At 71.5% G+C, this 25,535-nt stretch carries 15 protein-coding genes; 10 read left to right on the top strand and 5 right to left on the bottom strand.

What is annotated here, in order from left to right; genetic code table 11:
• Positions 1–11 precede the first annotated feature (11 nt).
• The 7 genes from AB0A63_RS11870 to AB0A63_RS11840 are packed head-to-tail and all read left to right on the top strand — an operon-like array spanning position 12 to position 6,091.
• Positions 12–1,403, top strand: coding sequence for an aminotransferase class III-fold pyridoxal phosphate-dependent enzyme (locus AB0A63_RS11870; RefSeq protein WP_360388827.1), 1,392 nt, complete (start codon positions 12–14; stop codon positions 1,401–1,403).
• Entirely contained in the window at positions 1,397–1,948 is a 552-nt protein-coding gene (locus tag AB0A63_RS11865) for a thioesterase family protein (RefSeq protein WP_360388824.1), read from the top strand. Before AB0A63_RS11870 ends, AB0A63_RS11865 begins: the two co-directional genes overlap by 7 nt.
• Positions 1,890–2,330 carry a hypothetical protein gene (locus AB0A63_RS11860; protein ID WP_360388822.1) on the top strand — a complete coding sequence of 147 codons (441 nt, stop codon included), beginning with the start codon at positions 1,890–1,892 and terminating at the stop codon, positions 2,328–2,330. Before AB0A63_RS11865 ends, AB0A63_RS11860 begins: the two co-directional genes overlap by 59 nt.
• Positions 2,327–3,433, top strand: coding sequence for a beta-ketoacyl synthase N-terminal-like domain-containing protein (locus tag AB0A63_RS11855; protein WP_360388819.1), 1,107 nt, complete (start codon positions 2,327–2,329; stop codon positions 3,431–3,433). Before AB0A63_RS11860 ends, AB0A63_RS11855 begins: the two co-directional genes overlap by 4 nt.
• Complete coding sequence (locus AB0A63_RS11850; protein ID WP_360388816.1) at positions 3,430–3,948, top strand: beta-ketoacyl synthase N-terminal-like domain-containing protein; 519 nt, start codon at positions 3,430–3,432, stop codon at positions 3,946–3,948. Before AB0A63_RS11855 ends, AB0A63_RS11850 begins: the two co-directional genes overlap by 4 nt.
• Positions 3,936–5,282, top strand: coding sequence for a class I adenylate-forming enzyme family protein (locus AB0A63_RS11845; protein ID WP_360388813.1), 1,347 nt, complete (start codon positions 3,936–3,938; stop codon positions 5,280–5,282). The genes AB0A63_RS11850 and AB0A63_RS11845 overlap by 13 nt, the downstream gene beginning before the upstream one ends.
• Positions 5,279–6,091 carry an LLM class flavin-dependent oxidoreductase gene (locus AB0A63_RS11840; protein WP_360388810.1) on the top strand — a complete coding sequence of 271 codons (813 nt, stop codon included), beginning with the start codon at positions 5,279–5,281 and terminating at the stop codon, positions 6,089–6,091. The genes AB0A63_RS11845 and AB0A63_RS11840 overlap by 4 nt, the downstream gene beginning before the upstream one ends.
• Before the next feature lie 15 nt (positions 6,092–6,106).
• Here the strand turns inward: AB0A63_RS11840 and AB0A63_RS11835 are convergent, their stop codons facing one another.
• The 5 genes from AB0A63_RS11835 to AB0A63_RS11815 form a co-directional block, all read right to left on the bottom strand.
• Positions 6,107–6,616, bottom strand: a complete 510-nt coding sequence (locus tag AB0A63_RS11835; RefSeq protein ID WP_360388808.1) for a DUF4916 domain-containing protein — start codon at positions 6,614–6,616, stop codon at positions 6,107–6,109.
• A 4-nt stretch (positions 6,617–6,620) separates the two neighbouring features.
• A complete protein-coding gene (locus AB0A63_RS11830) occupies positions 6,621–7,319 on the bottom strand; it encodes an NTP transferase domain-containing protein (protein WP_360388805.1) in 699 nt (232 codons plus the stop codon).
• Positions 7,307–7,846, bottom strand: a complete 540-nt coding sequence (locus AB0A63_RS11825; protein ID WP_360388802.1) for a hypothetical protein — start codon at positions 7,844–7,846, stop codon at positions 7,307–7,309. Before AB0A63_RS11825 ends, AB0A63_RS11830 begins: the two co-directional genes overlap by 13 nt.
• A gap of 2 nt (positions 7,847–7,848) precedes the next feature.
• Positions 7,849–8,580, bottom strand: a complete 732-nt coding sequence (locus AB0A63_RS11820) for a hypothetical protein (RefSeq protein ID WP_360388799.1) — start codon at positions 8,578–8,580, stop codon at positions 7,849–7,851.
• A gap of 436 nt (positions 8,581–9,016) precedes the next feature.
• Positions 9,017–11,695, bottom strand: coding sequence for a BTAD domain-containing putative transcriptional regulator (locus tag AB0A63_RS11815; RefSeq protein ID WP_360388797.1), 2,679 nt, complete (start codon positions 11,693–11,695; stop codon positions 9,017–9,019).
• Positions 11,696–11,912: 217 nt separating this feature from the next.
• On the opposite strand from AB0A63_RS11815, the gene AB0A63_RS11810 reads away from it, so the two are divergent.
• Genes AB0A63_RS11810 through AB0A63_RS11800 form a run of 3 tightly spaced genes read left to right on the top strand, consistent with a single transcriptional unit; the run spans position 11,913 to position 25,523 of the window.
• Positions 11,913–20,603 (top strand): LamG-like jellyroll fold domain-containing protein, encoded by an 8,691-nt coding sequence (locus AB0A63_RS11810; RefSeq protein WP_360388794.1) that lies wholly within the window; start codon positions 11,913–11,915, stop codon positions 20,601–20,603.
• The gene (locus AB0A63_RS11805; protein ID WP_360388792.1) at positions 20,581–21,123 is read left to right on the top strand and encodes a hypothetical protein; all 543 of its coding nucleotides are present in this window, start codon (positions 20,581–20,583) and stop codon (positions 21,121–21,123) included. The genes AB0A63_RS11810 and AB0A63_RS11805 overlap by 23 nt, the downstream gene beginning before the upstream one ends.
• Positions 21,120–25,523 carry a ricin-type beta-trefoil lectin domain protein gene (locus tag AB0A63_RS11800; RefSeq protein WP_360388789.1) on the top strand — a complete coding sequence of 1,468 codons (4,404 nt, stop codon included), beginning with the start codon at positions 21,120–21,122 and terminating at the stop codon, positions 25,521–25,523. Before AB0A63_RS11805 ends, AB0A63_RS11800 begins: the two co-directional genes overlap by 4 nt.
• Positions 25,524–25,535: the final 12 nt, after the last annotated feature.

Here is a 25,535-nt window from a genome sequence, read left to right as displayed (position 1 = left end):
AAGGGCGACCAGTGGCCGCACCTGTTGATCATCCCCGGACCGACGAGGTCACGGCGCGTCTGCTGCGCGGCACCGAGCTGCACCTGAACCACTACGGTGCGCCCCGGTTGCCGTTCGCCTGCACCGGCGGACGTGGTCTCGAACTCGACGTCATCGACCTCACCCCGGAACACCGGGGCAGGCGGATGCGGTTGCTCGACGCCAGCGGCGGGTACGCCAGCGCCGCGCTGGGCGTCGGCCACGAGGTGGTGCTCCGGGCGCTGGCGCGCGGGGTGACCGGAGCAGGCAGTGCGACCGACGAACTCGGTTCGCTGGAACGCGCGGAGCTGCTCGACCGGCTGTTCGGCCCTGGCGGGCTGTGGACCGGCCACTTCCCCACCGGCGAGTACCACGTCAGCGGGCGCAACTCCGGGTCGGAGGGCAACGAGCTGGCGCTGCGGCTGGTGCTGGAGTCGCGGTACGACCCACGCCGGCTGCGCCGCCGCCCCGGCAAGGAGCACCGGGACACCGTCCTCGCCTTCGAAGGCGCCTGGCACGGGTGGACCGACGGGCTCGTGCCACTGCTCAACCGCCGCCACTACCAGGCCGGTCTGCCGGGACAGGTGCCGCCCGAGCACGGCGGGGTGCGCGTCGAGCACCTCCCCTTCGGCTCCACCGAGGCACTGACCGGGTACTTCGCCGCCCACGCCGACCGGTTGCTGGCCGTGGTGGTCGAGCCGGTGCAGGGTGACGCGGGCGTGCTCCGGCCGCCGCCGGGCTACCTGCGCGGGCTGTCCGAGCTGTGCCGGGCGGAGGGCGTGCTGCTGGTCGCCGACGAGGTGCTCACCTTCGCCAAGACCGGCGACTGGTTCGCCATGCGCGACGACGCGGGCCCGGTGCCCACCGACGTGACGGTGATCGGCAAGTACCTGGGCATGGGGGCGGTCTCGACCTCGATGGTGATCGCCCGGCGCGACCTGACCGTGCGCGCGTCCGGTGCGGTGGCCACGTCCGACCTGCGCCCGCTGACCTGCGCGGTGATCCGCGACGGGGTCGAGCACGTGGTGGCGGAGGGCCTGCTGCCGGCTTCGGCGGAGGTGGGCGCGCACCTGGCGGAACGGCTGCACCGGGACCTGGTCGAACGGTTCCCCCGCGTGTTCACCGAGGTGCGCGGCACGGGCGTGATGCTGGGCGTGGAGCTCACCGCGGAAGCGGGCACCCGGATCGGCGCGCTGCGCCGGGCGCTGCTGGACGCCGGCGTCTACGTGGAGTTCATGGCGGGAGCGGGCAGGCGGTCCGGCGGACTGCGGTACGTGCACCCGACGATGCGGGTCGCGCCACCGCTGATCACCGGTCGCGCCGACGCCGACGAGATCGCCGCCCGGCTGGCCGCGGGCACCGAGGCGCTGCTGGCGGCGTGGTGAACCCGTCGCTGCGGACCCGCATCGAGCACGTCGACACCGACGCGACCGGGATCGTGCACTTCTCCCGCTACACCTCGCTCATGGAGACCGCGGGCACCGAGTACCTGGAGGAGCACGGCGCCGGGCTGACCGCGTTCACCGCGACGGGGATCGACGTGGTCCTCACCGACCTGCGGGTGCGCTACCTCGCCAGTGCCGTCCACCGGGACCGGATCGTCGGTGAGGCCAGGGTGGCGCAGGCCGGCGCGGCCCGGCTGCGCCTGGCGGTGACCCTGTCGCGCGAGGAGCCCGGCGGCGCCCGCACCCCGCTGGTGTCCGGCGAGCTGACCTTCGGCGCGGTCGATCCCGCGACCCGCCACCCCGTCCCGCTCCCACCCCCGATCCGAGCCATCCTGAAAGGACTGCACGCGGATGCGCAACTCCACGCAGCTCCCGGCACTGGCGCGCACGGCGCGACCGCTGGGCATCTCCGAGATCAGCCGCCTGGTGCGCGGACGGCACCCGAGGCTGTTCATCGACCGGGTCCTCGACCACGAACCGGGTGAGTTCCTGCACAGCATGTTCGCCGTGTCGGCGGAGATGGGTGCCCTCTCGGGACATCTGCCCGAGCGCGGCCTGGTCCCGGGGGTGATCCTGCCGGGCAGCCACACGATGCAGGCGTTCGCACAGTCGGGGGTGCTGCTCTACCAGCTCAGCAGCTCACCCCTGCAGGAGGACGAGGTCACCCTGGTCGGCACGGTCAAGTCCCGCTTCCTCGCCCCGGTGGTGCCGGGTGACCAGGTGGTGCTGGACGTGCGCGCCGACCGCTTGTCCGGGTCCACGTTCACCTTCTCCGCCACCGCGAAGGTGCAGGGGCGGTCGGTGGCGGGCTTCCGCGGTGCGATGAGCAGGGCGAAGGTCGACTCGTCCGGCGGGCACCTGTGGTGAACCCGGTCGTCACCGGCATGGCCTGGGACACACCGCTGGGTGACTCGCTGGACGGGGTGTGGACGCGCCTGTGCGCGGGGGAGTCGGGAGTGGCACCGGTGCCCTCCGCGCACCCGCTGCGCAACGCCGAGGCGGCGCTGGTCGACGACCTGCCCTACGACGGCACACCCGGCGAGCGGCAGCGCGCATTGGCCGCACGAGTGCTCCTGGCCGCGTTCGCCGACGCCGGCCTGTCCCCGGCGGACTCCGGGGTGGGCCTCGTGCTGGGCACGAGTTTCGGCGCGGCCCTCGACGAGGAGGAGGAGTCGCTGCACGCCTGGGCCGACGACGCCGTCGCGGCGATCGGGCACCCGGTCGCCCCGGTGTGCGTGGCCACCGCGTGCTCGGCGGGATCGGACGCCATCGCCGTGGCGCACGCGCTGGTGTCGTCAGGTGCGCGGCGGATCTGCGTCGCGGGCGGGGTGGACGTGGTGACGGAGGCGAAACGCCTGGGCCACAGCGCGTTGGGCACGATGAGCCCCACCGGTTCCCGCGCCTTCGACAAGACCCGTGACGGCATGGTCCTCGGCGAGGGCGCCGCGTTCCTCGTCCTGGAACACCCGGACTCCGCACGGGAACGCGGCGTGCGGGTGCGCGCGACCCTGGCCGGCGTGGGAGCGGCGAACGACGCCACCGGCCTCACCGCTCCGGACCCGACGGGCCGCAGCGTGGTCCTGGCCCTGCGTCGCTGCCTGGCCTCGGCCGGCCTCGGCCCCGCCGAGGTGGCGGTGGTGAACGCGCACGGCACCGGCACCGCCCTCAACGACGAGGTGGAGGTGACCGGTCTGCGCGAGGTCTTCGGTGAGCGAAGCCCGACGATCTTCGCCACCAAGGGAGCACTGGGCCACAGCCTCGGCGCCAGCGGGGCGATCGAGGCGGTGGCGACGATCCTGGCCCTGCGCGAGCGGGTGGTGCCCCCGATCTTCGGCCTCCGCGAGCCCGCCTCCTCGCTGACCTTCCCGGTGGGGTCGGCGGCACCCGTCACCGCGGGCGCGGCGGTGAGCACCACCCTCGGCTTCGGGGGCTTCGACACGTGCCTGCTCTTCACCGGGGAGGCGGTGTGACCACGCTTCCCGCCGGGACGACGGTGGTCGGCTCGGCCACCATCACCACCGGTGACCTCGCCGAGCACACCGCCAACAAGCCCTCGTTCTACGCCGACCCCGCGGCCTGGCTGGTCGCCGCCACGGCGCACCGGGCGCTGACGGACTCGCCCGCCGACGTCCTGGCCGGAGCCGAGGACACCGGTGTGCTGGTCATGAGCGCGAACGGCAGCCGCGACACGCTGCGCGCCATCGCCCGTTCGCTGCCGAGGGTCTCACCGCTGCGCTTCGCGGGTGCCAACCCCGGTGTGCTGGCGGGCCTGCCGTGCCTGCGCTGGGGCCTGCGCGGCCCGTCGCTGCTGCTGGCCGCACACCCGGACGCGGCAGCGGGCGTGGCGTTCACCGTGGCCGACGGCTGGCTGCGCACCGGCCAGGCGCGGCACGTGCTGCTGATAGGACTGCAAACCGAACCGGGCGGCCACCTCTGCCGGTGCCTGGTGCTCAGCACCGAGGAGGTGCCACCGTGCCCGAGTTGACGTTCGAGGGCGTCGCGGAGTTCATCGACCGCACCCGGGACGTCGGCGGTCGCTCCGGCCCGGGACTGGCCGAGGTGCTCGGGGACCTCGACGGCCTCGGCCTGGCGCCGGGTGACGCCGTCCTGCTGGCGATGACCAACGGTGTCGACCTGGTGCGGGTCCACCTGGCGACACTGCTGCTGGGCCTGGTTCCGCTGGCGGTGTCACCGGGAACCCCTTGGGAACGCGTGCAAGCGCTGGCCGGACACGTGGGCGCGCGGGTCGCCGTGACGACCCGGCTGGTGGGCTCCGGCGGGGGCAGGCCGGTCGGCGGAGCCACCGCGCTGCCCACCGGGGCGGCGGGCATCCGGTACGAGCCGGGCGAGGTGCTGCTCTCGACCTCCGGCACCTCGGGCATGTTCAGCGCGTGCGTCCACCGCGTCCCCTCCCTGTTGCGCAACGCCGTCCGTCACGCCGGGGCGACGGGACTCACCTCATCGGACGCGGTGCTGGCGAACCTGCCGCTCTACTACTCCTACGCGATGGTCGCCCAGGTCCTCGCGGCGTACTGCGCGGGAGCACGCCTGGTGATCTCGGGTCCGCCCTTCTCTCCCGCCGGCTACCGCGACGCGGTGTCGAAGCACGGGGTCACCCACTCGGCGCTCACCCCGACCGTGGTCCGGCAGCTCCTCGCGGACGGAGCGGGTCTGCCGCCGGTCAGGGCACTGGCCGTCGGCGGGGATCGGCTGGCCCCGGCGGAGGTGGCCTCCCTGCTGGCCGCCAGACCTCACGGGGAGCTGTACCTGACCTACGGTCTGACCGAGGCAGGCCCCAGGGTGTCCACGCTCGCCGCACACGCGGAGCCGACGCACCGCCACGACTCGGTCGGCCTGCCGCTGCCGGGTGTCCAGGTGTCGTTGCGCGACGTGCGGGACGGGGTGGGCGAACTGCTGGTCACCTCGGACACCGCGCTGATCCGCCGAGTCGGCCCGCGAGCGGCCAGGGGCCTGGTGGCGCCGGGTGTGATAGCCACCGGGGACGCCTTCTCCGTCGTCGACGGCTACCTCAGGTTCAAGGGCAGGCTGTCGGACTTCGTGGTGCTCAAGGGCGAGAAGGTCTCCCTGGCGACGGTTCGCCAAGCGGCCTTCGCCATCCCCGGCGTGGTCAGCTGCACCCCGTCGGTGATCCAGGGCGACGACGGCACCCCGGTCCTCGACGTGCACCTGGGGATGACCGACCCCGCGCCCGGTGCGGAACGCACAGCCCTCCGAACCCTCAACTCGCTCCTCCTGCCGGCCGAACGTCCCCGTTCGGTCCACGTGCGGCCCGCCGACCCCTCCGCTCTCCGAAAATGAGCCTCCGCCTGGGCGTCACCGTCCCGGAAGGGCTTTCCGGCAGGGAGCTGCGCGAGTTCGCGCGGAGAGCGGAGTCGTTGGGGTACGACCACCTGTCGGTGGCGGAACACCTGTCGTCGCACACACCGGCGTACGAGTCGGCGACCCTCGTGGCCCACCTCGCCGCGGTGACCACCAGGATCGAACTGTGCACGTGCATGCTGATCCTGCCCCACCGGCCGGTGGTCCTGGCGGCCAAACAGGCCGCCCAGCTCTCGGACCTGGCCGAGGGCCGGCTCCGCCTGGGCGTGGCCGCGGGCGGCGACCCCGCGGAGTCAGCCGCGCTGGGTCTCGGCCCCGCCACCCGCGCTGCCCTGTTCGGCGAACAACTGGCGGCCCTGCGCCGTTTGTGGACCGGTGACGAGGTGAGTGCCGAAGGTGCCCACGTGACCTTCGGCCCGGTCACCCTCACCCCTCGCCCGACCCACCACATCCCGCTGTGGCTGGGCGGAGGCTCTCTTCGCACGGCAGGACGACCCGGCCAGGAGGTGCTCCTCCGAACAGCAAGGCACGCTGACGGCTTCACGATGTCGCGGCTCCTGGCCAACAGGGTCGAACGCGGCTCACGAGTGGTCGAAGCCCTCCGCGGAGCACTCAGCGCGGTGGGTCGCGATCCGTCGGCCTTCGGCGTGGAAGCCCGCCTCCTCCCCGAACGGTCCCCGGACTGGAGAACGCAGGCACGTTCCTGGAAAGAGGCAGGAGCCACCCACCTCACCGTCACCACGGACGACTCGGACCTGCTCGCCCAGGTCATCGCTGCGATGACGTGATCGCTCCACGCGTCGTTACGCCGGGTGAGCAGCCAGGAGGCGCGGTACGAGGAGTTCTTGCCCGAAACCGAGGGAGTCACGATCGGGGATCGCGTCGGGCGAGAACCAGCGGAAGTCGATGGCCTTCCCGCGAGGACGCGGGTCACCCGACATGACACAGGTGTAGGTGAGGGCGACGGCGTGCTTGCGGGGGTCGAAGAACTCGCCGGTGTCCGGATCGGGGAAGTACTCCACCACTTCCTTCAGCTCCAGGGTGTCGAGGTCGAGTGAGACCCGGTCACCCAGCGCCCAGTCGAAGACCCTCTCGACGGCGTTCGGCAGTGGTTCGCCGTGCTGGACCCCGCCGCCCACGAGGCACCACCGACGGCGGCCCCAGAAGGTGTCGCGGAGCATCAACCCCACCAAGCGCTCCGGCCCGGGGTGGATCGGCAGCACGTCGACGCACAGGATCGGGATCTTCTTGGTGATCTCGTCGTACTCGGCCTCGGGAATCCACTTCCCCTTGGCGGAAGAACTGCTGCTCATGACGTCATTCCTCGATGGGTGTGCTTGCCGGAAGCCATGCGGCGGGAACGCCGATGTCCACAGAGGACACTGGAACGAGAGTGGCCGGACCCTGCTCGTTGAGCAGTGGCCCGATGGGGACTTCCTGCTCCGCCGCGTCCGCCTCGGTTCGCGTGCTCCGGATCCGGCGCTCGATGGCGGCCTTGATCTCGTCGGTCCTCAGCTTCAACGGGCCGACCCAGCAGGGCAGGAGCTGCTCGGGCTCGGCTTCGTCGCAAGGGAGTTTTTCGACCCAGCTGCCGCTCGGGGTCAGGTACGTGAACCGCTCGGCTTCGGCAGGACGCATCAGCACGACACCGACTGCCGGAGCGGCGGCCTGCGCGATCTTCTCCGCGTCCCGGACGGACACCACGTTGTCGCCGAGGAGGACCTGGACCTCGGGCGAGGTGACAAGTCGAAGACCCGTGAGGAGCGCGTCTCCTGGTCCGTTCGGCTGACGCTGGAGGACGATCTCCGCCGGGAGGTCGCCCAGCACCTGGCAGAGGAGCAGCGCGTTCTCCGGGGCGGCGACGATCACGATCCGCCCACTCGAGATGCGCAACGCCGTCCGGACGAGCCGGCGGATGAGGGGTTCGCCATCAACGATGACCAACGGCTTGAAATAGGGCGGTGTGATGTCCTTGAGTCTGCTGCCGCGTCCGGCGGCGAGGATCACGACATCCATGCCGTGCTGATCTCCTTGATCAACTCTGCCTCGGTCTGGTCGCGGAAGTGCACCAGTTTCCACGTGCTTCCTCCGGTGACCTTGACGCCCAGGTCGTGGTTGTCGTCGACGTACACGCCGCCCGCAGGAGAAATCCCGTCGAGCGCTCTCCGTTTGCCCGTGCTGTCCAGATCGGTTCCGGCCAGGAACCCGCTCAACGACGGATCGGCGGAGTCGAGCGTCCTCCGCACGACTTCGCGGGTGCCGGAGGTGATGAACTTGACGGTCCATCCGCGGGAGTGCAACGCGCGGGCGGCTTCAGCGCCCGCGAGCGTGGCGACCCTGGTCTCGCTGAGCAGGTCGAGGTGGGCCTGGGTTTTCTGGTCGTGGACAGCCTGGGCGCGCAGGAGGTCTCCTCCGCAGAGCTCGGGAAGCCAAATGCGCCATGAACTGCCCCAGAGCCGGTCGGGCAGCTCGATGCCGACCTCGGCATAGGCTCGCCGCACGATCTCCCGGGTGTCGACCAGCACCCCGTCGATGTCGAACACCGCTACAGCCGACATGTCGCCGCTCCGATCAAGCTGTCCACGCATTCCTCCAGGAGGTGCTTCGCCTTCCGGGCCGAGACGTACACCATCGAACGGAGGAGGTGCACGATTCCGAAGTACAGAGCGGCGGTCAGGTCGTCGTGCGACAGTTCCGCCATCGAAATGACCACGTCGAGCGGGACGTCGTCGGGCGCCGGCAGTTCGTAGGTCACCCGCTCGTACCCCACGCAGGACTGGAAAATCCGGCCGACGTCCAGGGCGATCACGTCGGGAAGGCCCGGGGTCGACGGGATCGGATCGGTCAAGACCATCGAACCGTCGCGAGCGAAAAGAACGTTGTCGAAGATCGGATCACCATGGGTGAGACCCCGGGACAGTCGATCCCATTCTATTCGGTCGCGAAGCTGGTCGAACACGTCTCTCCTGCGCCCGGTCAGCGGTGCCGTGATGGGGGACAGGCGATCGGCATGTGCCGCCTCGTCGAACTCAGCCTCTGGTGTCCGGTGCCAAAGACTGGTTTGCAGCAGCTGGATGATGGACGTCGCAAGCTTCCGGCCGTCGAGCAGCTCAAGGGGGACCGTGTCGAGCCGCTCCATGGTGTACCCCCACCGCGCGTTGTTCCGGAAAACACCGTGAACCTTCGGCAGGGCTTGATTGCTGTGTCGTAAAATCCACTCGCCTTGAGCGACAACGCGGCTGCCGAGCGCGGTGTTCGGCGGACCGTACTTGATCACCTGGTCTTGGAGTTCCGGTGCGATGTCCGCGCCCGATCGGCCCCGTTGGTCCGGCACACGGCAATGCGGCTCCGGTCCTGGTGAACTTGATGACCCGTAAGTCTCCATGATCCTGCGTACTGATGCCGGCTCGCGTGCTGCGGTGTTCAATCATGACTCCGTGCTTGCGGGAGTCCAGGCTGCTGCCCGGTGTCCGTCTTTCGACTATTTCAAAGTTCCGGGCGGTCGCCAGCGAAGTCTTGTCTTGCTACCCCTCTGTGCTCGTTCCGTTGCCCTTCTTGCTCGGATCGCCGATGGGGCCGGATCGCGATCCGCGGTTCTGTCCATTTCGTTGTCGAGGTCCCGCAACCGGCACCGACGCCGACACGGTCCGCCGCCGGGAACTGCTCGAACCCGCTGCCGCACCAGGGCACGCTGCTGCACGTGCCCGGTGCGGTCACAGCGAGGCGAGCCGCTGCTCCAGCGCGTCGGCCTCCGCGAGCCCGCGCCCGCGGAACACCTCCAGCGCCTGCGTCCACGCCTGCCGCGCCCCCGTCCGGTCGCCCTCGGCGGCGAGCACGCCGCCGAGGCGTTCCAGCGTGACCGCCGCCTCGAAGTGGTGGCCGACCTTCCAGAACATGTCCGCGGACTCCCGGTAGGCGACGGCGGCCTCGGCGGGTGCGCCGCGCTGCTCGTGGATGTAGCCGATGCTGTCGAGGGTCTCGCCGACGCCCGCCCAGCGGCCGGCCGCGCGGTGGATCGGCACGGCAGCCGCGCAGTGGGCGAGCGCCTCCTCGTACTCGCCGAGGTTGGCGCAGATCCAGCCGAGGTTGTTCAACGCCAAGGCCTCCACGCCCGGCTCGCCGGAGGCCCGGTAGAGCTCCAGGCCGGTGCGCGCGTGCTGCTTGGCCCGCCGGTAGTCGCCCTGCTGGCCCCAGACGCGGGCGAGCACCAGCTGGGCGTGGCCCTCGGAGAGGGGGTCGCCGAGGGCGGCGCTGGTCGCCGCCGACTCCTCCAGGTGGGCGAGGGCCTCGGTGTTCAGGCCGGCGCGGGCGCACATGTGACCGAGGGTGTGCAGCAGGCGGGCCGTGATCGACTGCTCCCCGGCGCTCTTCGCGGCGGCGACGGCGAGGCGCAGCACCTGCAGCGGCTCGGCGCGGTGGCCCTGCTGCCAGTGGTAGGACGTGGTGGTGGAGGCCAGCGCCCACACCCGGCGGTGCCAGCCGTGGTCGGCGGCGATGCGCTGCACCGCGAGGACCATGGCGTGCTCGGCGTCGAACCACGCGAGCGCGGACTGCTTGTCCGCCAGCGGGACCGGCACCACACCGGGTGCCGGGTCGGGCAGGTCGTAGGGCGGCCGGTCGGGTTCCAGCAGCCGTTCGCCGATGTGCGCGGTGTGCAGGTAGAGGTCGACCAACCGGGTCAGCGCGGCCTCCCCGCCGGACACGGGCTGTTCGCTGGCGTAGAGGTGGATCAGGTCGTGCATGCGGTAGTGGCCGGGACCGGTGCGCACGACCAGGTGCGCGGCCTCCAGCTCCGCCACCGCGGCCGAGGAGTCCGCCGCGGCCAGTGCGTCCAGCGCGGCGACGCTCAGGTCCACGGCGGGCGCCAGCCCTACCAGTCCGAAGAGGACGGACGCCGGCGTGCTCAACGCCCGGTGCGACCAGGAGATCGTGGCCCGCAGGCTCAGGTCACCGGTGTCCAGCGCGTCCAGTCGGGCCGACCGCAGCTCGGCGGCGATCTCGGCCAGGCGGAGGTTCGTGCGCACGGCGGCACGTGCGGCCACGATGCCCAGCGCCAGCGGCAGACCACCGCAGTGCCGCACGATGTCGGCCATCGCCTCCGGCTCACGCGCGCCCAGCCGGGCCGTGAGCAGCTCGAACGCCTCGTCGTCGGTCAGCACGTCCAACGGCATCGGCACCGCGCCGTGCGTGGCCACCAGCCCGGTCAACGGCTGCCGGCTCGTGACCAGCGTGCGGCACGACGCCGTGCCCGGCAGCAGCGGCTCGACCTGGGCGGTGTCGGCCGCGTTGTCCAGCACCACCAGCATCCTGCGGTCCGCGACCGCGCTGCGGTACATCGCGGCGAGCGTGTCCACGTCGTCGGGCAGGCTGTCCGGCGCGGTGCCCAGCGACGTGAGGAACCCGCGCAGCACCACGGCGGGCGCGGTCGGCGCCGCCGTCGGGTCGAAACCGCGCAGGTTCACGTAGAGCTGCCCGTCGGGGAACTCGCCGGCGTGCCCGTGCGCCCAGTGCAGCGCCAGCCACGTCTTGCCGATCCCGCCAGCGCCCCGGATCGCCGTGATCAGCACGGTGTGCCCGGCCGACAACGCGTCCAGCTCGTGCACCCGGCCCTGGAAGTGCGCCGGTGCCAGCGGGAGCTGCCGCGGCACGTCCCGCGACGGTGCCTCCGCCGGTGACAGCAGCCGCCGGTGCAGCTCCCGCAGTTCCTGGCTCGGGTCCACGCCGAGCTCGTCGACCAGGTGCCGGCGCAGGGTCTCGTAGTGCGCCAGCGCCTGCGCCTGCCGGCCGCTGCTGGCGAGCGCCTCGATCAGCTGGTGTGCGACCCGTTCGTCCAGCGGCCTGGCCGCGGCGAGCGTGCTCAACGGCGCCACCAGCTCGGCGTGCCGCCCGAGCCGCAACCGGACGTCGTGGTCGTCCAGCCGCACCGCCAGCTGTTCCCCCTCCAGCGCCTCGCGCACCGCCGTCGCCCACGCCGAGTCCACGCCGGTCAGCGCCTCACCGCTCCACAGCCCGAGCGCCTGCGCCAGCAGATCGGCCCGCACCTGGTCCGGCTGCCCGGCCGAGTCCGCCACCAGCGCGCGGAACCGGTGCAGGTCGATGCACGCCGGATCGGTCCGCAGCACGTACCCGCCCGAACGCCGCGCGAGCTCCACGTCCCGCGCCCCGGCCAGCACGACGCGCAGCCGTGACAGGTAGCTGTAGACGGCGTCGCGGGGCTGCCGCGGCAACCGCTCGCTCCACACCCGTTCGACCAGCGCGTCGGCCGACACCGTCCGGTTCGCGTCGACGAGCAGCGCCGCGAGGACGCACCGCACACGTGCGTGCTTGATCGGAACCGGCTCACCGGCCATCGTGACGCCGACTTCCCCCAGCAGTTGAAACCGTGCTCCCACCGATGCCCTCCCCCCAGTGAGTTCGTGTCTATCAGACCCGTGACAGGTCCGTGCAAGGTCGGCCGAGCAATGTTCGCCCCGGCTCGGGTGTCAGAGGGAGGCATCCGGTGGCACTGGGGGCTTTGTCATGCACAGACGTGTCGTTGTCGCGCGCCGTTTTCTCGCTGTTGTGGTCGTGTTGCTGCTCATCGCATCCGGTTCGACCGGTTCGATTCCAGTGTCCATTTTGTCCGGAGCACTGCCCGCGGGCGCGTCGACCGAGGCGCCGCAGCAGGTCAGCGGGACAGCGGACGGCGTGGCGCACGAGGCCCCCAGCGCCGCGGCCGCGCTGACCGGCCCCCGACGCGAACAACCACGACCGCCGGGCGCCGTGGCGGACCGGACAGAACTGTCCAAAGGCGACGCTCACCCCGACGTGGCCGCGCCGCAGCAGGTCGCACCACAGCTGACCCGTGGTCCAGCCCTACCGGGCATCGACCCCGCCGCGAAGGAACGCCCCGGCGACCGCACCGCCACCACCGAGACGTTCGACAACCCCGACGGCACCCGCACGCTGCGCCTGCACGGCACACCGGCCAACGTCCGGCAGCCCGACGGCACCTGGCAGCCCGTCGACCTCACGCTCACCCCGCGCGGCGACCGGTGGGAGCCCAAGGCCAGCGCGGTCGGCACCGCCTTCGCCCGCACCGCCACCGGCGCCACGGCCATCGCGTTCGACGAGCGCCACCGCATGGAGTTCACCCTCGACGACGCCGCGGCCTCACCCGGCCAGGTCACCGGCGCGTCGATCACCTACCCGCAGGTCCGCCCCGGCGTCGGCCTGCGCCTGACCGCCCAGCACACCGGCCTGAAGGAAGAACTGGTCCTCGACCGCGCCGACGCCGCCACCACCTACACGTTCACGTTGCGCCTCACCAACCTCGAACCCCGCCTGACCGGCAGCGGCGCCATCGAGCTGCGCGACGGTGACCAGGTCATCGGCGTCATCCCGGCCGGCTTCATGGACGACGCCGCGGGCGCGCGCTCGACCGGCGTCCGCTACCGCCTGTCCACAGTGGACAAGGGCTGGCGGCTGGAGGTCGGCCTGGACCAGGCCTGGCTGCACGACCCGGCCCGCGCCTACCCGGTCGTCGTCGACCCGTCGGCCGCGCAGTTCAACGCCAACGCGGACGACCTGTACGTCCAGAAGGGCCTGAACCCCGGTGCCGGGGCGGAGGAGCTGCGCACGGGCCGCCTTTCCGGTGGTCTGGCGCGGTCCTACCTGCGTTTTTCCGACGCCCTGGGCACGCTGCGCAACCAGTTCGTCCTCGGCGCCTCGCTGAACGTCTTCGCCGTCGAGTCCACCACCTGTGCGCCGCGGTCGGTCTCGGTGTTCGAGGTGACGAGGCCGTGGGACGCGAGCACGACCTGGCCGGGCGCCGACGTCGGTCAGGTGCTGTCCACCAGGTCCTTCGCCCACGGCGCCGCGTGCGGCGGGTCGGCCTGGGAGGCGTTCCCCCTCAACTACGAGCTGATGACCAGGTGGACCCACGGCACGGCGGTGCCGCACGGGTTCGGGCTGCGGGCGTCCGACGAGGCGGACCCCAACGGCATGCGCTTCGGCTCGGCCAACTCGCCGAAGAAACCGTTCCTGGACGTGCGCTACTCACCGGAGGGCGCCGGGTTCGAGGTTCCCGCGATCACGCTGCCCACCGCCGCGACCGCGGGCAAGCTCACCGCGAAGGTCACGAACCTGGGCACCACGACGTGGACGCCCACCAACGGTTTCGAGTTCGGCTACATCATCCAGCAGAACGGCGCGAAGATCCGGACCGCGCGCGGCTGGAAGGCCACCGTCGCGCCGGGGCAGACGAACACCTTCGAGGTGCCGATCGACCCGCTGACCCCCGGTGACTACCGGGTCTTCCTCACGATGTTCACCCCGCAGGGCAACGACTTCTTCGTCGCTCACGAGGTCCCGTACGGCGAGTTCGCGCTGAAGGTGAACAACGTCGCGCCCACGTCGAACCTGCAGCAGCCCGGCGCCGGCGCCGTCGTGGAGACGCTCACCCCGACGCTGTACGCGGAAGGCACCGACCCGGACGGCTGGCCGGGCAAGGGGCTCACCTACCGGTACCGCGTCTGCTCCGATCCCGATCTCACGCGCGACTGCCAGGAGTCGGGCTGGACCGCCCAGTCGTGGGCGCCGCCGAACCTGTTCTGGGGCCGCACCTACTTCTGGGGCGTCAAGGTCTTCGACACCGTCAACGAGACGCCGTTCTGGGTGAGCGTCAAGGACGGCGTGCGGCTGTCGTTCACCACCCGCGTGCACCAGCCGGAGATCACCTCGCACCTCGCGGGCAGCCCGGACGGCAACGAGGGACCGGGCCTGGACCCGCAGATCGGCAACTACTCGACCGTCGTCACCGACGCGTCCGTGGCCACGGTCGGCCCCGACCTGACGATCACCCGCACCTACAACAGCCTCGACCCGCGCCGTGACACCGCGTTCGGCGCCGGGTGGGCGTCACGGCTCGACATGCGGCTGCGCCACGACGACGACCGGTCCGGCAACGAGGTGCTGACGTTCCCGACCGGGCGGCAGGTGCGCTTCGGCCGCAACCCCGACGGCGGCTACGCCTCCCCGCTCGGCCAGAACGTGGACCTGGTGCACCGCACGGACACCGGCACCTACACGATGCGCGACGTCTCCGGCAGCCGCTGGACGTTCGACCAGCTCGGCCGGCTGATCACCATCACCGACCCGGCCGGGCTCACCGAGACGCTGTCCTACGACACCTCCGACCGGGTCTCGGTGATCACCAACGACGTCAGCAAACGCACCCTGCGCATGACCTGGCAGGGCACGCACGTCACGGCCGTCACCGCGGGCGGCGACCAGACCTGGACCTACACCTACGACGGCGACAAGCTGACCAAGGCGTGCGCGCCGGGAGCGGCGCCGAACTGCACCACCTACGGCTACCAGCAGGGTTCGCACTACCGCAGCACCGTGCTCGACAACAAGCCCCGCGCGTACTGGCGGCTGGGCGAGACCGGCGGTGACACCGTCGGCAACGCCGTGGCCCGCCGCGACGGCGCGGACGCGGGCAAGCAGCACGGTGTGCTGTTCGGCGGTACCGGAGCGCTCGGCGGCACGGCGGACAAGGCCAGCACGTTCGACGGCAACAGCAGCTACGTCACGCTGCCCGAGCAGCTCACCACCTCGACCATGTCGCTCGCGGTCGAGCTGTGGTTCAAGACCGGCGGCCAGGGCACCCTGCTGAGCTACTCCGACCAGGCGTTCCCCGCCGGCGGCAAGTCAACGCCGATCCTGTACGTGGGCACGGACGGCCTGCTGTACGGCGGTTTCTCGTTGCGCGACACCGGCGGGCCGCGTCAGATCGTGAGCACGCGGCAGGTCGACGACGACAGGTGGCACCACGTGGTGCTGTCCGCGGCGATCGACCGGCAGGTCATGTACGTCGACGGCGTCGCGGTGGGCCAGGAGCTGCTCGGGTTCGTCGACCACCGCGGACAGGGCCGGTTGACGCTCGGCGCGGGTAACGCCAAGGGCTGGCCCGCCACCAACGGCGGCGACTTCTACTTCTCCGGTGCCATCGACGAGGTGGCGCTCTACCAGCACACCATTGGCTCGCTCGCGGCCGCCACGCACTTCCGCGCGGGCGGGCCGGCCGAGCAGCTGAGCAAGGTCGAGCTGCCGCAGGACCAACGCCGGTTCGCGGCCCTGACCTACGACGACGTCTTCGACCGGGTGCGCACGCTCACCGACCACGGCGGCCGCCTGTGGACGCTCGACACCCCGGTGGTGCTCGACGCCGTCCGGACCGTCACGACGCGCGGCCCGTCCGGCTACGGCGACTGGACCTACGCGTTCGACGTCGACAACGGCGGCCGGCTCACCTCGCGGACCCACGACGGGGAGGTCTCGCGCTACGAGTACAACACCGCCGGGTTCCCGTCCGCATCCGTCGACGAGAACGGGTTCCGCACCGAGCAGACCACCGACGAACGCGGCAACGTGCTGAGCCGCAAGACCTGCCGCACCGCCGGTTCGTGCAACACGGAGTACTTCACCTACGTCAAGTCCGACGTGGTGCTGGACCCGCGCCGCGACAAGCTGGAGTCCTCTTCGGACGCCCGCTCGTCCGGACCGGCCGACACCCGGTACCGGACCTCGTACACCTATGACACCGCCGGTCGGCCACTGCGGGTCACCCGCCCGCTCCCGGCCGGGCACACGACCGCGCCGACCGAGTCGACGACGTACACGACCGGCGCGGAGGACGCCGCGGGCGGCGGCAAGGTGCCCGCCGGCCTGCTGCTGACCAGCACCGGGCCGCGCGGCGAGCTGACCAGGCGGGTCTACCGCGCCAACGGCGACCTCGACGAGCTGACCGGACCGACCGGGCTGCGCACGCGCTACGGCTACGACCAGTTCGGCCGCCAGACCACCGAGTCGCTGGTCAACAGCGGCGACGGTGCCCTGGGCACGACCACCTACGAGTACTCGCCGCGCTCCGAGGTCGTGAAGGTGACCGCACCGGGCGTCCGCAACGAGGTCACCGGCGTCACGCACACCGCGGTGACGGCGCACCGCTTCGACGGCAACGGGAACCTGGTCGAGACCACCCTGTCCGACAGCACCGGCGGCGATCCGGCGCGGTCGACGAAGTACGGCTACGATGCGGCGGACCGCCTGTCCCGCACCGAGTTCGCCGACGGTGGTGTCGAGGAGCGGTCGTACCCCGACAACGGCCTGACCCAGGTCGTGAAGGACGTGCGCGGAACGTCGTGGTCCGACCGCTACGACGAACGCGGCCGGCTGCTGTCCCGCGCCGCCTCCGGTCCCGGTGTGAACCCGGAGGACCCGGCCGCCACCTCGATGACACTGGAGGCGCGGGCCTACGACCCGGCCGGCCGGCTGGCCTCGGTCACGGACGCCATGGGCCGGCTGACCTCCTACAGCTACTACGACGACGACCTCCTCGCGAACGTGCGCCGCACCGTCCAGGGCCGCAGCGTCACCCTCGACGAACGGGCCTACGACCCGGCCGGCCAGCTGACCGAGCAGACCACGGCGGGCGGGCGCAGGACGACGTTCACCCACGACGCGGCGGGCAACGTCGTGACGGCCGCGTTCGACCCGGCCGGGCTGAACCGCGTCACCACCAACCAGTACGACCTCGGCGGCAACGTCACGCGCACCGAGCTGCGGGGCGCGGCAGACCCCACGCGGGTCGAGACGACGGTCTTCGGTTACGACGCCGCGGGTCTGCAGGTGCGCGAGGACGCGTTCCTCGACGGTTCCACCACCGTCTCGGCGTCGGTGGACCGCGACGAGCGCGGTCTGGTCCGCAGCTCGACGGACCGGCGCGGCATCACCACGTTCTACGACTACGACCTCGCCGGTCAGCTGGTGCGCACGACGCACCCCGCGGCCGACGCGTGGGTCGCGGGTGTCCGCACGACCGGCTTCAGCCGTGCGGAGGTGCTGGGCCACAACGCCTTCGGTGAGGTCACGCAGACCAGGGACGGTTCCGGGAACGTGACCACGACCGTGCGCGACCTGATGGGGCGTGCGGTGTCCGGTGCGCTGCCGGACTACACACCGGCGGGCGGGCAGCCGATCAAGGGTGCCGGCACGCGCACCGAGTACGACCACGCCGGCAACCCGGTCAAGACGACCGATGCGTTGCAGCGCACCGCCTCGCGGACGTTCGACCCGTACGGCCGCGTGTCGACCGTGACGCTGCCGCAGGTCGGCTCCTCGCCGAGCGTGCTGTCGTCGCGGTACTCCAAGAACGGCGAGCTGCTGCTCAGCACGGACGCCGGCGGTGCGCAGACGTCGTTCACCTACGACGAGCTCGGTCGCCGGGTCACCGTGACGCAGGCGGACCGCACACCGTCGGGAACCCTCTACTACACGACCCGCACGGGCTACGACGACGCCGGCAACGCGGTGTCCGTGGAGACGCCGCAGGGCAACGTCTCCACGGCGGCCCACAACGCGGCGGGCGAGGTGACCTCCAGCACCGACGCCACGTCCCGTGCGATCAGCTACGGCTACGACATCGCCGGCCGGCGGAGCTCCGTCACCGACGCGACCGGGCTCACCACCACGACGTCGTTCGACCTGCTGGGCCGGGCGGTGCGGACCGCGCAGTCCGTCGCCGGGCAGGAGAAGCGCGCCTCGGTCACCGACTACGACCCCAACGGCAACGTGACCGCGACCCGCAGTGCCGAGGACCGGCTCGTCACCTACGGCTACGACGCGCTCGACCGCGTCGTCCGGCAGACCGAACACGTCTCCGCGACCAAGCAGGTCGTCACGACCACCGGGTACGACGCGCTGGGCAACCGCAGCCGGTTCGTCGACGGTCGCGGCAACGCCACCACCTACACCTTCACGCCGTGGGGCCTGCCCGAGTCGGTCGTCGAACCCGGTGGTGCCACCTGGACGTCGTCCTACGACGCCGGGGGACAGGCGGTCCGGCTGGCGAAGCCCGGTGGCGTCGAGGTGACCCGCACGTTCGACGCGCAGGGCAGGGTGACGCTGGAGAAGGGCTCCGGTGCCGAGTCCGAGACCGCCGACCGCACCTTCGGCTACGACGCCGCGGGCAGGCTCGCCTCCGCCGGATCGGACCTCTACCGCTACGACGACCGCGGCAACCTGCTGACCGCGCGCGGCCCCGGCGGTGACACCACCTACACCTACAACGGCGACGGCACGGTCGCGAGCCGCACCGACGCCTCCGGCACGGCCGCGTTCGGTTACGACAAGGCCGGCCGGCTGACGTCGGCGGCCGATGCCCTGACCGGCCGCACCGCCGACTACGGCTACGACAAGGCAGGCCGCACCGCCTCGGTCGCGGACCGCGCGCTCGGCGGCTACACCGTGCGGCGCATGGCCTACGACGAGCTCGGCCGGCTCGTCTCCGACCAGGTGCAGCAGACCATCGACGTCGGGGTGCCGCCGCGGGTGCTGCTCGGCACCACGTACGGCTACGACCGCGACAACCAGGTGACGGCCAAGAACGCCGACACCTACGGCTACGACGGCGCCGGCCGCCTGACGTCGTGGACCGACCAGGCCGGCAAGGCCACCGCCTACGGCTGGGACGACGCCGGCAACCGGACGTCCGCGGGCGACCGGACGTTCGCCTTCGACGCCCAGAACCGGCTGACCTCCGGCGACGGGGTCACCTACGACTACACGGCGCGCGGCACGCTGTCCTCGCAGACCCGTGACGGCGTGGTGAACAGCTCGTCGTTCGACGCCTTCGACCGGCTCACCGCGATGGGTGCGGCCCGCTACACCTACGACTCGCTGGACCGGGTGGCCGCGCGCAACGGCACCGGGTTCCGCTACCTCGGACAGACCAACGAGGTGGTGTCCGACGGTGCGCGGACGATCAGCCGGTTGCCGGACGGGTCGGCGTTCTCCGACAAGGGCACCGGTACCGCGCGGATGCTCTACGCCGACAGCCACGGCGACGTGGTGGGCCGGTACCTGAGCAACACCGTGGACGGCAGGCGGTCCTTCGACCCGTTCGGTGCGGTGACCTCGTCGTCGGGTGACACGGCCTCCGTCGGCTTCCAGGGCGACTGGACCGACTCCGGCACCGGCGCGGTGAACATGTCGGCGCGCTGGTACCTGCCGGAGACCGGCCGGTTCGCCAGCAGGGACGACTGGACGCTCGACCCGACGCCGTCCTCGGCCGCCAACCGGTACGCCTACGGCAACAGCAGCCCGCTGTCCGGAGTGGACGAATCGGGCCACGACATGGCGCAGTGCCTGTACAACGTGGGCAAGGACGTGAAGACCCCGTGGGACGCGTTCTGGGAACCGATCAAGCACACGCTCTTCGACTCCGACTGCGCCGGGCGGCTGGCAAACGGGGAATGCCCCCGGTACGGCTGCTACAACGCCAAGGCCGGTGGTGACGAGGACCCGATCCCGGTGGGCCGCAACTGCAGGTACTACATCGGCGGGTGCAACCGGGGTGGGCAGAAGGTCGCGCCGCCTCCGCCACCCAACTGCCGGCAGAAGAAGACGTGCGTGGCCGGTCCCGGTGGGTACAAGGGACCCGGCGCGCGCAAGCCGAAGCCGATCTCCAGGCCCGCACCGCCGCCCCCGCCGCGCTGGTGGACCGACCTGCACAAGCCCGCGTTCCGGCCACCACCCGGCGGCACCGTCGTGCGGCCGCCGACCTCGTACGACCCGACCAGCCCGCTGACCGTCATCACCGACCTGGCGAACACCCTGATCGACATCGCGACCAAGGTGACGCCGACCGTGGTCGACATCGTCGGTGACCTGATCGGCCAGCCGTACGACGCGGTGATCGGCGCCGACGAGAAGCGCAAGCCCGACGAGGAGGGCTGTCTCGAAGGCGATCCGGGAGTCGCGGTCAACGAGGTGTTCAACGACGAGATGGAGGACATCAAGAACTGGAACGGACCCTACGCGGGCAAGAGCCGCGGCTGGCCCGCTCAGCGCGCGACCGCGGGCACGGTGTGCCTGACCGACCTCAAGCCCAAGGGGCCGCGCTACGAGCAGAAGCCGGTCGGCTACGTGCACGGGCAGCACAACAAGAGCCACCTGATCGGCTACCAGTTCTTCGGCAAGGGCGGACGCGAGAACATCGTGCCGCTGGACGCCGACGTGAACCAGACGGACATGCTCGGCGTGGAGAACGAGATCGCGGACGCGGTCAGGAGCGGCCAGCGGGTCTTCTACCGCGTCGAGGCGATCTACGCCCGGCCGGAGGACGCGGTGCCCTCCGCCATCGACATCTACGCCGTCGGGGACAAGGGCTTCGCCTGTGGCCAAAGGATCTTCAACCCGCACCCGGCGTCCGGCTACCCAAGGGGAAAGCTCAATGGCACACGACCCGCGTGTTGACGAACTGGCCGCACTGGTCGGTTGGCAGGGCACCGTCGACGCGGACGAGGCGGTGCGGGACGTGGAACGCACGCTCGGCATCGGCCTGCCGCCGGACTTCCACGCGCTGGTGAACCGGTTCCCGACCGGGTACTTCAGCTCGTTCGTCACGGTGCCCTCGCCGGTGCGGCTGGCCAACGGGAACTCGCCGTTCCTGTGGGAGGCGCAGGACGCACTGGCCGTCCTGCGCGAGGCGGCGGACACCGCGCATCCGGCGTACCCGGCGCCCGGCGGCCTGCTGCCGTGGGCCAGCAGCACCGAGGGGCACGTCTTCTTCTGGCGCACCGGGGACGAGGACCCGGCGCGCTGGCCGACGGTGTTCTGCGACGACGAGCTCACCGGCTGGGGCGAGTACCCCGGCACGGCGTCGGAGTTCCTGCGCGATGTGCTCACCGGCCGGTTCACCCACGAGTTCTTCGACCCCTGCCTGCAGGGCGTCGAACCCGACTTCGAGCCCGAACAACGAGAAGGAAACGCATGAACCGCATGAGACGCGTGGTCGTGGGAGGTGTCGCGCTGCTGCTGGGGACGGCGGGCGTGGCAACGGTTCCGACGGCCGCCACAGCCGACGTCCCGCAGTCGATCAGCGCTCCACGGCCCGGTGAGGCGGTCCCGAAGGACCGCGACGGCAAGGTCCTGCTCTACGTCGACGGCCGCGACCAGAAGGCCGTCCGCACGGCGGTCACCAAGCTCGGCGGCGAGGTCACCGCCACCCAGGGTTCACGCGCGCAGGTCGCCGTCCCGCAGGACAAGGTCGCGGCTCTGGGCAAGGAGCAGTCCATCGTGGAGGTGAAGCGGCCGGAGCGGGCGATCCCGATGGCCGTCACCTCCGAAGGCGTGCAGGCGTCGGGGGCCGACGGCTGGATCAACGCGGGCAAGAAGGGGCAGGGCGTCAAGGTCGGCGTCATCGACGTCGGCTTCGCCGGGCTCGGCGACGCGCAGCAGGAGGGTGAGCTGCCGGCGAACGTCGCCGTCGACAACTCCGGCTGCCACGACGCCACCAGGTCGTCGAGCCACGGCACCGCCGTGGCCGAGGTGGTGCACGACATGGCACCCGACGCGCAGCTGTTCGGGGCGTGTGTCGACGGGCCGCTCGACTTCGAGAACGCCACGAACTGGTTGCGGCAGCAGGGTGTGCAGGTGATCACCGCCGCCATCGGGTTCCTCAGCTCCGGGCGCGGTGACGGCACCGGCGAGGCCGGCAGTCCCGCCGACGTGGTCCGCAAGGCCCGCGAGGCGGGTGTCACGTGGTCCGTGGCGGCCGGCAACCTGGCGCGCGACCACTTCGCCGGCAACGCGGTGGACGCCAACGGCAACGGGTTCGTCGAGTTCGACGGCACCGCGCAGAACAACGGGTTCAACGTCGCGGCCGGTGTCACGACCACCGTGGCGTTGCGGTGGGACGGCTGGCCCAGGACGAACGAGGACCTCGACCTCTACGTCATGTCGCAGCCCAAGGCGCCGACCGGTCCCACCGACTCCGCGGTCGTGGCGGCGTCGACGACCAACCAGCGCGACGTCTCGGGTGGTGCGCGGCCGACCGAGGAGGTGACGTTCACCAACTCCTCCGGGGCGGCGCAGTTCTACTACCTGTACGTGCGCAACCACAACGCGAAGTTCACCACCCGGCTCGACCTGTTCGTGTCGGGGCCGAGCGACCCGTTGCAGTACAACACCCCGGCCGGCAGCGTCACCGAGCCCGCCACCTCGCCGTACGTCATGGCGGTCGGCGCGACCCGGCCCGGCAGCGGCACCCTGGAGAACTACAGCGGCCAGGGCCCGACGATCGACGGCAGGCTCAAGCCCGACCTCACCGGGTTCGCTCGCGTCAGCACCTCCACCTACGGCGGCCAGAACCTCAGCGGCACCTCCGCGGCGGCGGCGCACGTCGCGGGCGCGGCGGCGTTGCTGAAGTCCGCCAACCCGCAGCTCGACGCCGCGCAGATCCAGACGGCGCTGCAGACGCGCACCAACCCGCGCAAGTCCGACAACCAGTGGGGCACCGGAGTTCTCGCGATGGGCACACCGGACACCGTCCCGGTCGTGACCGGGTCCGGGTACACGCCGTTCCCGAAGGTCTCGGTGATCCAGGGCAGGGCGTTCGCGGCCGGCGAGGTCTTCACCCTGCCGATCCCGGACATCCCCACCGACACCACCGCGGTGGCGCTCAACATCTCACTGCGCACCAACCCGGCGTCGGGTGCGGTCGACGTGCCCAGCGGGCTTGACGTGTTCCCGGAGAACTCCTCGACCAGCAAGGCCACGACGCTGCGCGTGCAGCCCGGTGACGGCTGGGTCAACGCACTGGTGATCGCCAAGCTCGGCGCCGACCGCGCCGTGCGGCTGCGTGCCGGTGCGGGCCCGGTGTTCGACAACGTCGACCTGCTCGGCTACTTCAGCCCGAACAGCGCCTCGACCTACTTCCCGCAGCACAGCCCGGTCCGGGTGCTCGACACCCGCGGCCTGAACGGCGGCCCGCGCACCACCCCGCTCGGTCCCGGCGAGGTCGTGACCGTGAAAGCCCGTGGCGCCAACGGTGTCCCGGACAACGCCACGGCGGTCGCGGTCAACCTCACCGCCGTCGAGTCGACTCTGGGCACCGCGATGGGCCTGTTCGGCACGGAGAACGGCGGCACGGCGCTGAGCGCCAACCGCACCGAACGCCGCTCCAACGCCTCCATCGTCGCCATCGGCGAGGACGGCAACATCCGGCTGCGCAACAGCACCGGCCGCGCGCACGCCGTGCTCGACGTCGTCGGCTGGTTCGCCGCCGGTGCCGGTGGCAAGTACGTCCCGCTCGACGAGCCGGCCCGCATCGCCGACACCGCGACGGGCAGCCAGCGCACCGGCCCGCTCGGCGAGGGCGAGACCGCGCGGTTCCAGGTCACCGGCCTCGCCGGAGTCCCGGCCACCGCCACCGCCGCTGTGCTGATGCCGTCGGCCGCCGAGAACCTGCTCGGCACCGAGGTGTCGGTGGCACCGGCCGAGATCGGCTGGTCGCCGGTGACGAACCTGGCCGTGAAGCAGCGCGGCCGGTCGTCCTCGACCGTGCTGACGCCGCTGGGCGCGAGCGGCAAGGTGGCCGTGCGCAACGAACGCGGCAACGCCCAGTTCGCGCTGGACGCCCAGGGCTACTTCCTCGGCGGCACGCAGTTCACCGACGACGGCGCGTGCGCGCTGCCGGTCGGTGAGGCCGGGTACACCAGCATGTTCGACGGCAGGGCGGAGACGAACCTGTCGGCGTGGCGGGTCGCGGGCACGACCCCGTTGTCCGTCAACGGGTGTGAGCTGCAGACCACCGAGGGCAACGACGTGTCCTGGTACGCCGCGCACTCGTTCGGCAACGACTACACGGTGAAGTTCGACTTCCGCGGCAACCAGTCGCTGGCGCGGACGGGCCTGTTCGTGATGTTCCCCGACCCCGGTACCAACCCGTCCGTGCCGCGCGGCAACGGCGTGGAGGTCGAGATCGGCACCGACGGCAGCGCCGGCTCGATCACACCGGGCAAGGCGCGCAGCGGCGAGGCCCCGTCACCGGGCAACTGGCACACCGCCGAGGTGACGGTCGCCTGGAACACGGTCATCGTCAAGATCGACGGCGCGGAGGTCAACCGCCACACCGTCACCGACGCCGGACGGGCGTACGTCAACAGCTTCATCGGCTTCAAGAACGACGGTGAGTACCGCACCACGTACCTGCGCAACCTCCGCGTCAAGAACAACACCGCGGTGCGCAACGGCGAGATCAGGGGCGTCAACGACCGCTGCCTCGACGTGCCCGGCTACGACCCCAACGTCGCCGAGCTGCAGATGTGGGACTGCAACAACTTCCCCAACCAGCGCTGGACCACCACCGTCGACGGCCTGGTCACCAACGTCGGCAAGTGCCTCGGCGCGCAGAACAACGGCACCGCCGCCGGAACCGCTGTCGTGCTGGTGGCGTGCACGCCGGGCGAGTACTCCCAGCAGTGGGTGGTGCGCCCGGACGGCGCACTGGTCAACGTCCGATCCGGACGGTGCCTGACGCCGGCGACCACCGACCGTTCGGCTGCGTTGCGGCTGCAGGACTGCGCGGCGCGGTCGGACCAGGTCTGGCGGCTGCCCGACCAGCACGGCCAGCAGGGTGCACTCGTCAACGCCGCGTCCGGTCGGTGCCTGGACATCGCGAGCGGCGACCCGCGCACCAACAAGGCCCAGTCGTGGGACTGCTACGGCAACGCCGCGCAGCAGTGGGCGATCACCGGTGACGGCCGGATCACCAGCAGCGGCAAGTGCCTCGACATCGTCAACGCCGCCACGACCGCCGGCAGCGCGGTGAACCCGTTCGACTGCAACGGCCAGCCCAACCAGCAGTGGCAGTCACGGCCGGACGGCACCATCGTCAACCCGGCGTCCGGCCGCTGCCTGACCGCGGCCGGCACCGCCAACGGCGCCGGACAGTCCATCCAGGACTGCACCGGGGCACCGGCGCAGGTCTGGCGGCTCAGCGCGCAGACGCAGTGGGTCGGCAACCTCGTCGGCATGGGCAAGTGCGCCGACATCAAGGGGGAGAACCCGGCCAACGGCACGGTGTGGCTGTGGCAGTGCTTCGGCCCGCAGGGCGAGACCTGGGCGGCGATCGGCGACGGCGCCATCCGGTCCATGGGCGCGTGCCTCGACATCGGCGCACTGCCCAACGGCACCCCGACCGTGGTGGCCACCTGTCACAACGGCCTGAGCCAGCAGTGGACCGCTCGCCCGGACGCCACGTTCGTCAACGTCGAGGCCTCGCGCTGCCTGGACGTGTACGCGGGACTCGTCGACAACGGCACGAAGATCCAGATCTACGACTGCGTCGGCACGCCGCAGCAGCGGTGGTCGGTGCCGCTCAGGGCGAGCTAGCAGAACAGGCGG

The sequence above is a fragment of the Lentzea sp. NPDC042327 genome (genome assembly GCF_040647275.1).
Classification (GTDB): domain Bacteria; phylum Actinomycetota; class Actinomycetes; order Mycobacteriales; family Pseudonocardiaceae; genus Lentzea.
Note: the sequence above shows the minus strand (reverse complement) of the source record. Positions and strands in the feature narration are given on the sequence as shown.

What these genes read in the sequence shown, in the direction of transcription:
- AB0A63_RS11840 (WP_360388810.1), top strand. Translation starts at nt 5,279, where the DNA reads ATGAGCCTCCGCCTGGGCGTCACCGTCCCGGAAGGGCTTTCCGGCAGG.
- AB0A63_RS11835 (WP_360388808.1), bottom strand. Translation starts at nt 6,616, where the DNA reads ATGAGCAGCAGTTCTTCCGCCAAGGGGAAGTGGATTCCCGAGGCCGAG.
- AB0A63_RS11830 (WP_360388805.1), bottom strand. Translation starts at nt 7,319, where the DNA reads ATGGATGTCGTGATCCTCGCCGCCGGACGCGGCAGCAGACTCAAGGAC.
- AB0A63_RS11805 (WP_360388792.1), top strand. Translation starts at nt 20,581, where the DNA reads ATGGCACACGACCCGCGTGTTGACGAACTGGCCGCACTGGTCGGTTGG.
- AB0A63_RS11800 (WP_360388789.1), top strand. Translation starts at nt 21,120, where the DNA reads ATGAACCGCATGAGACGCGTGGTCGTGGGAGGTGTCGCGCTGCTGCTG.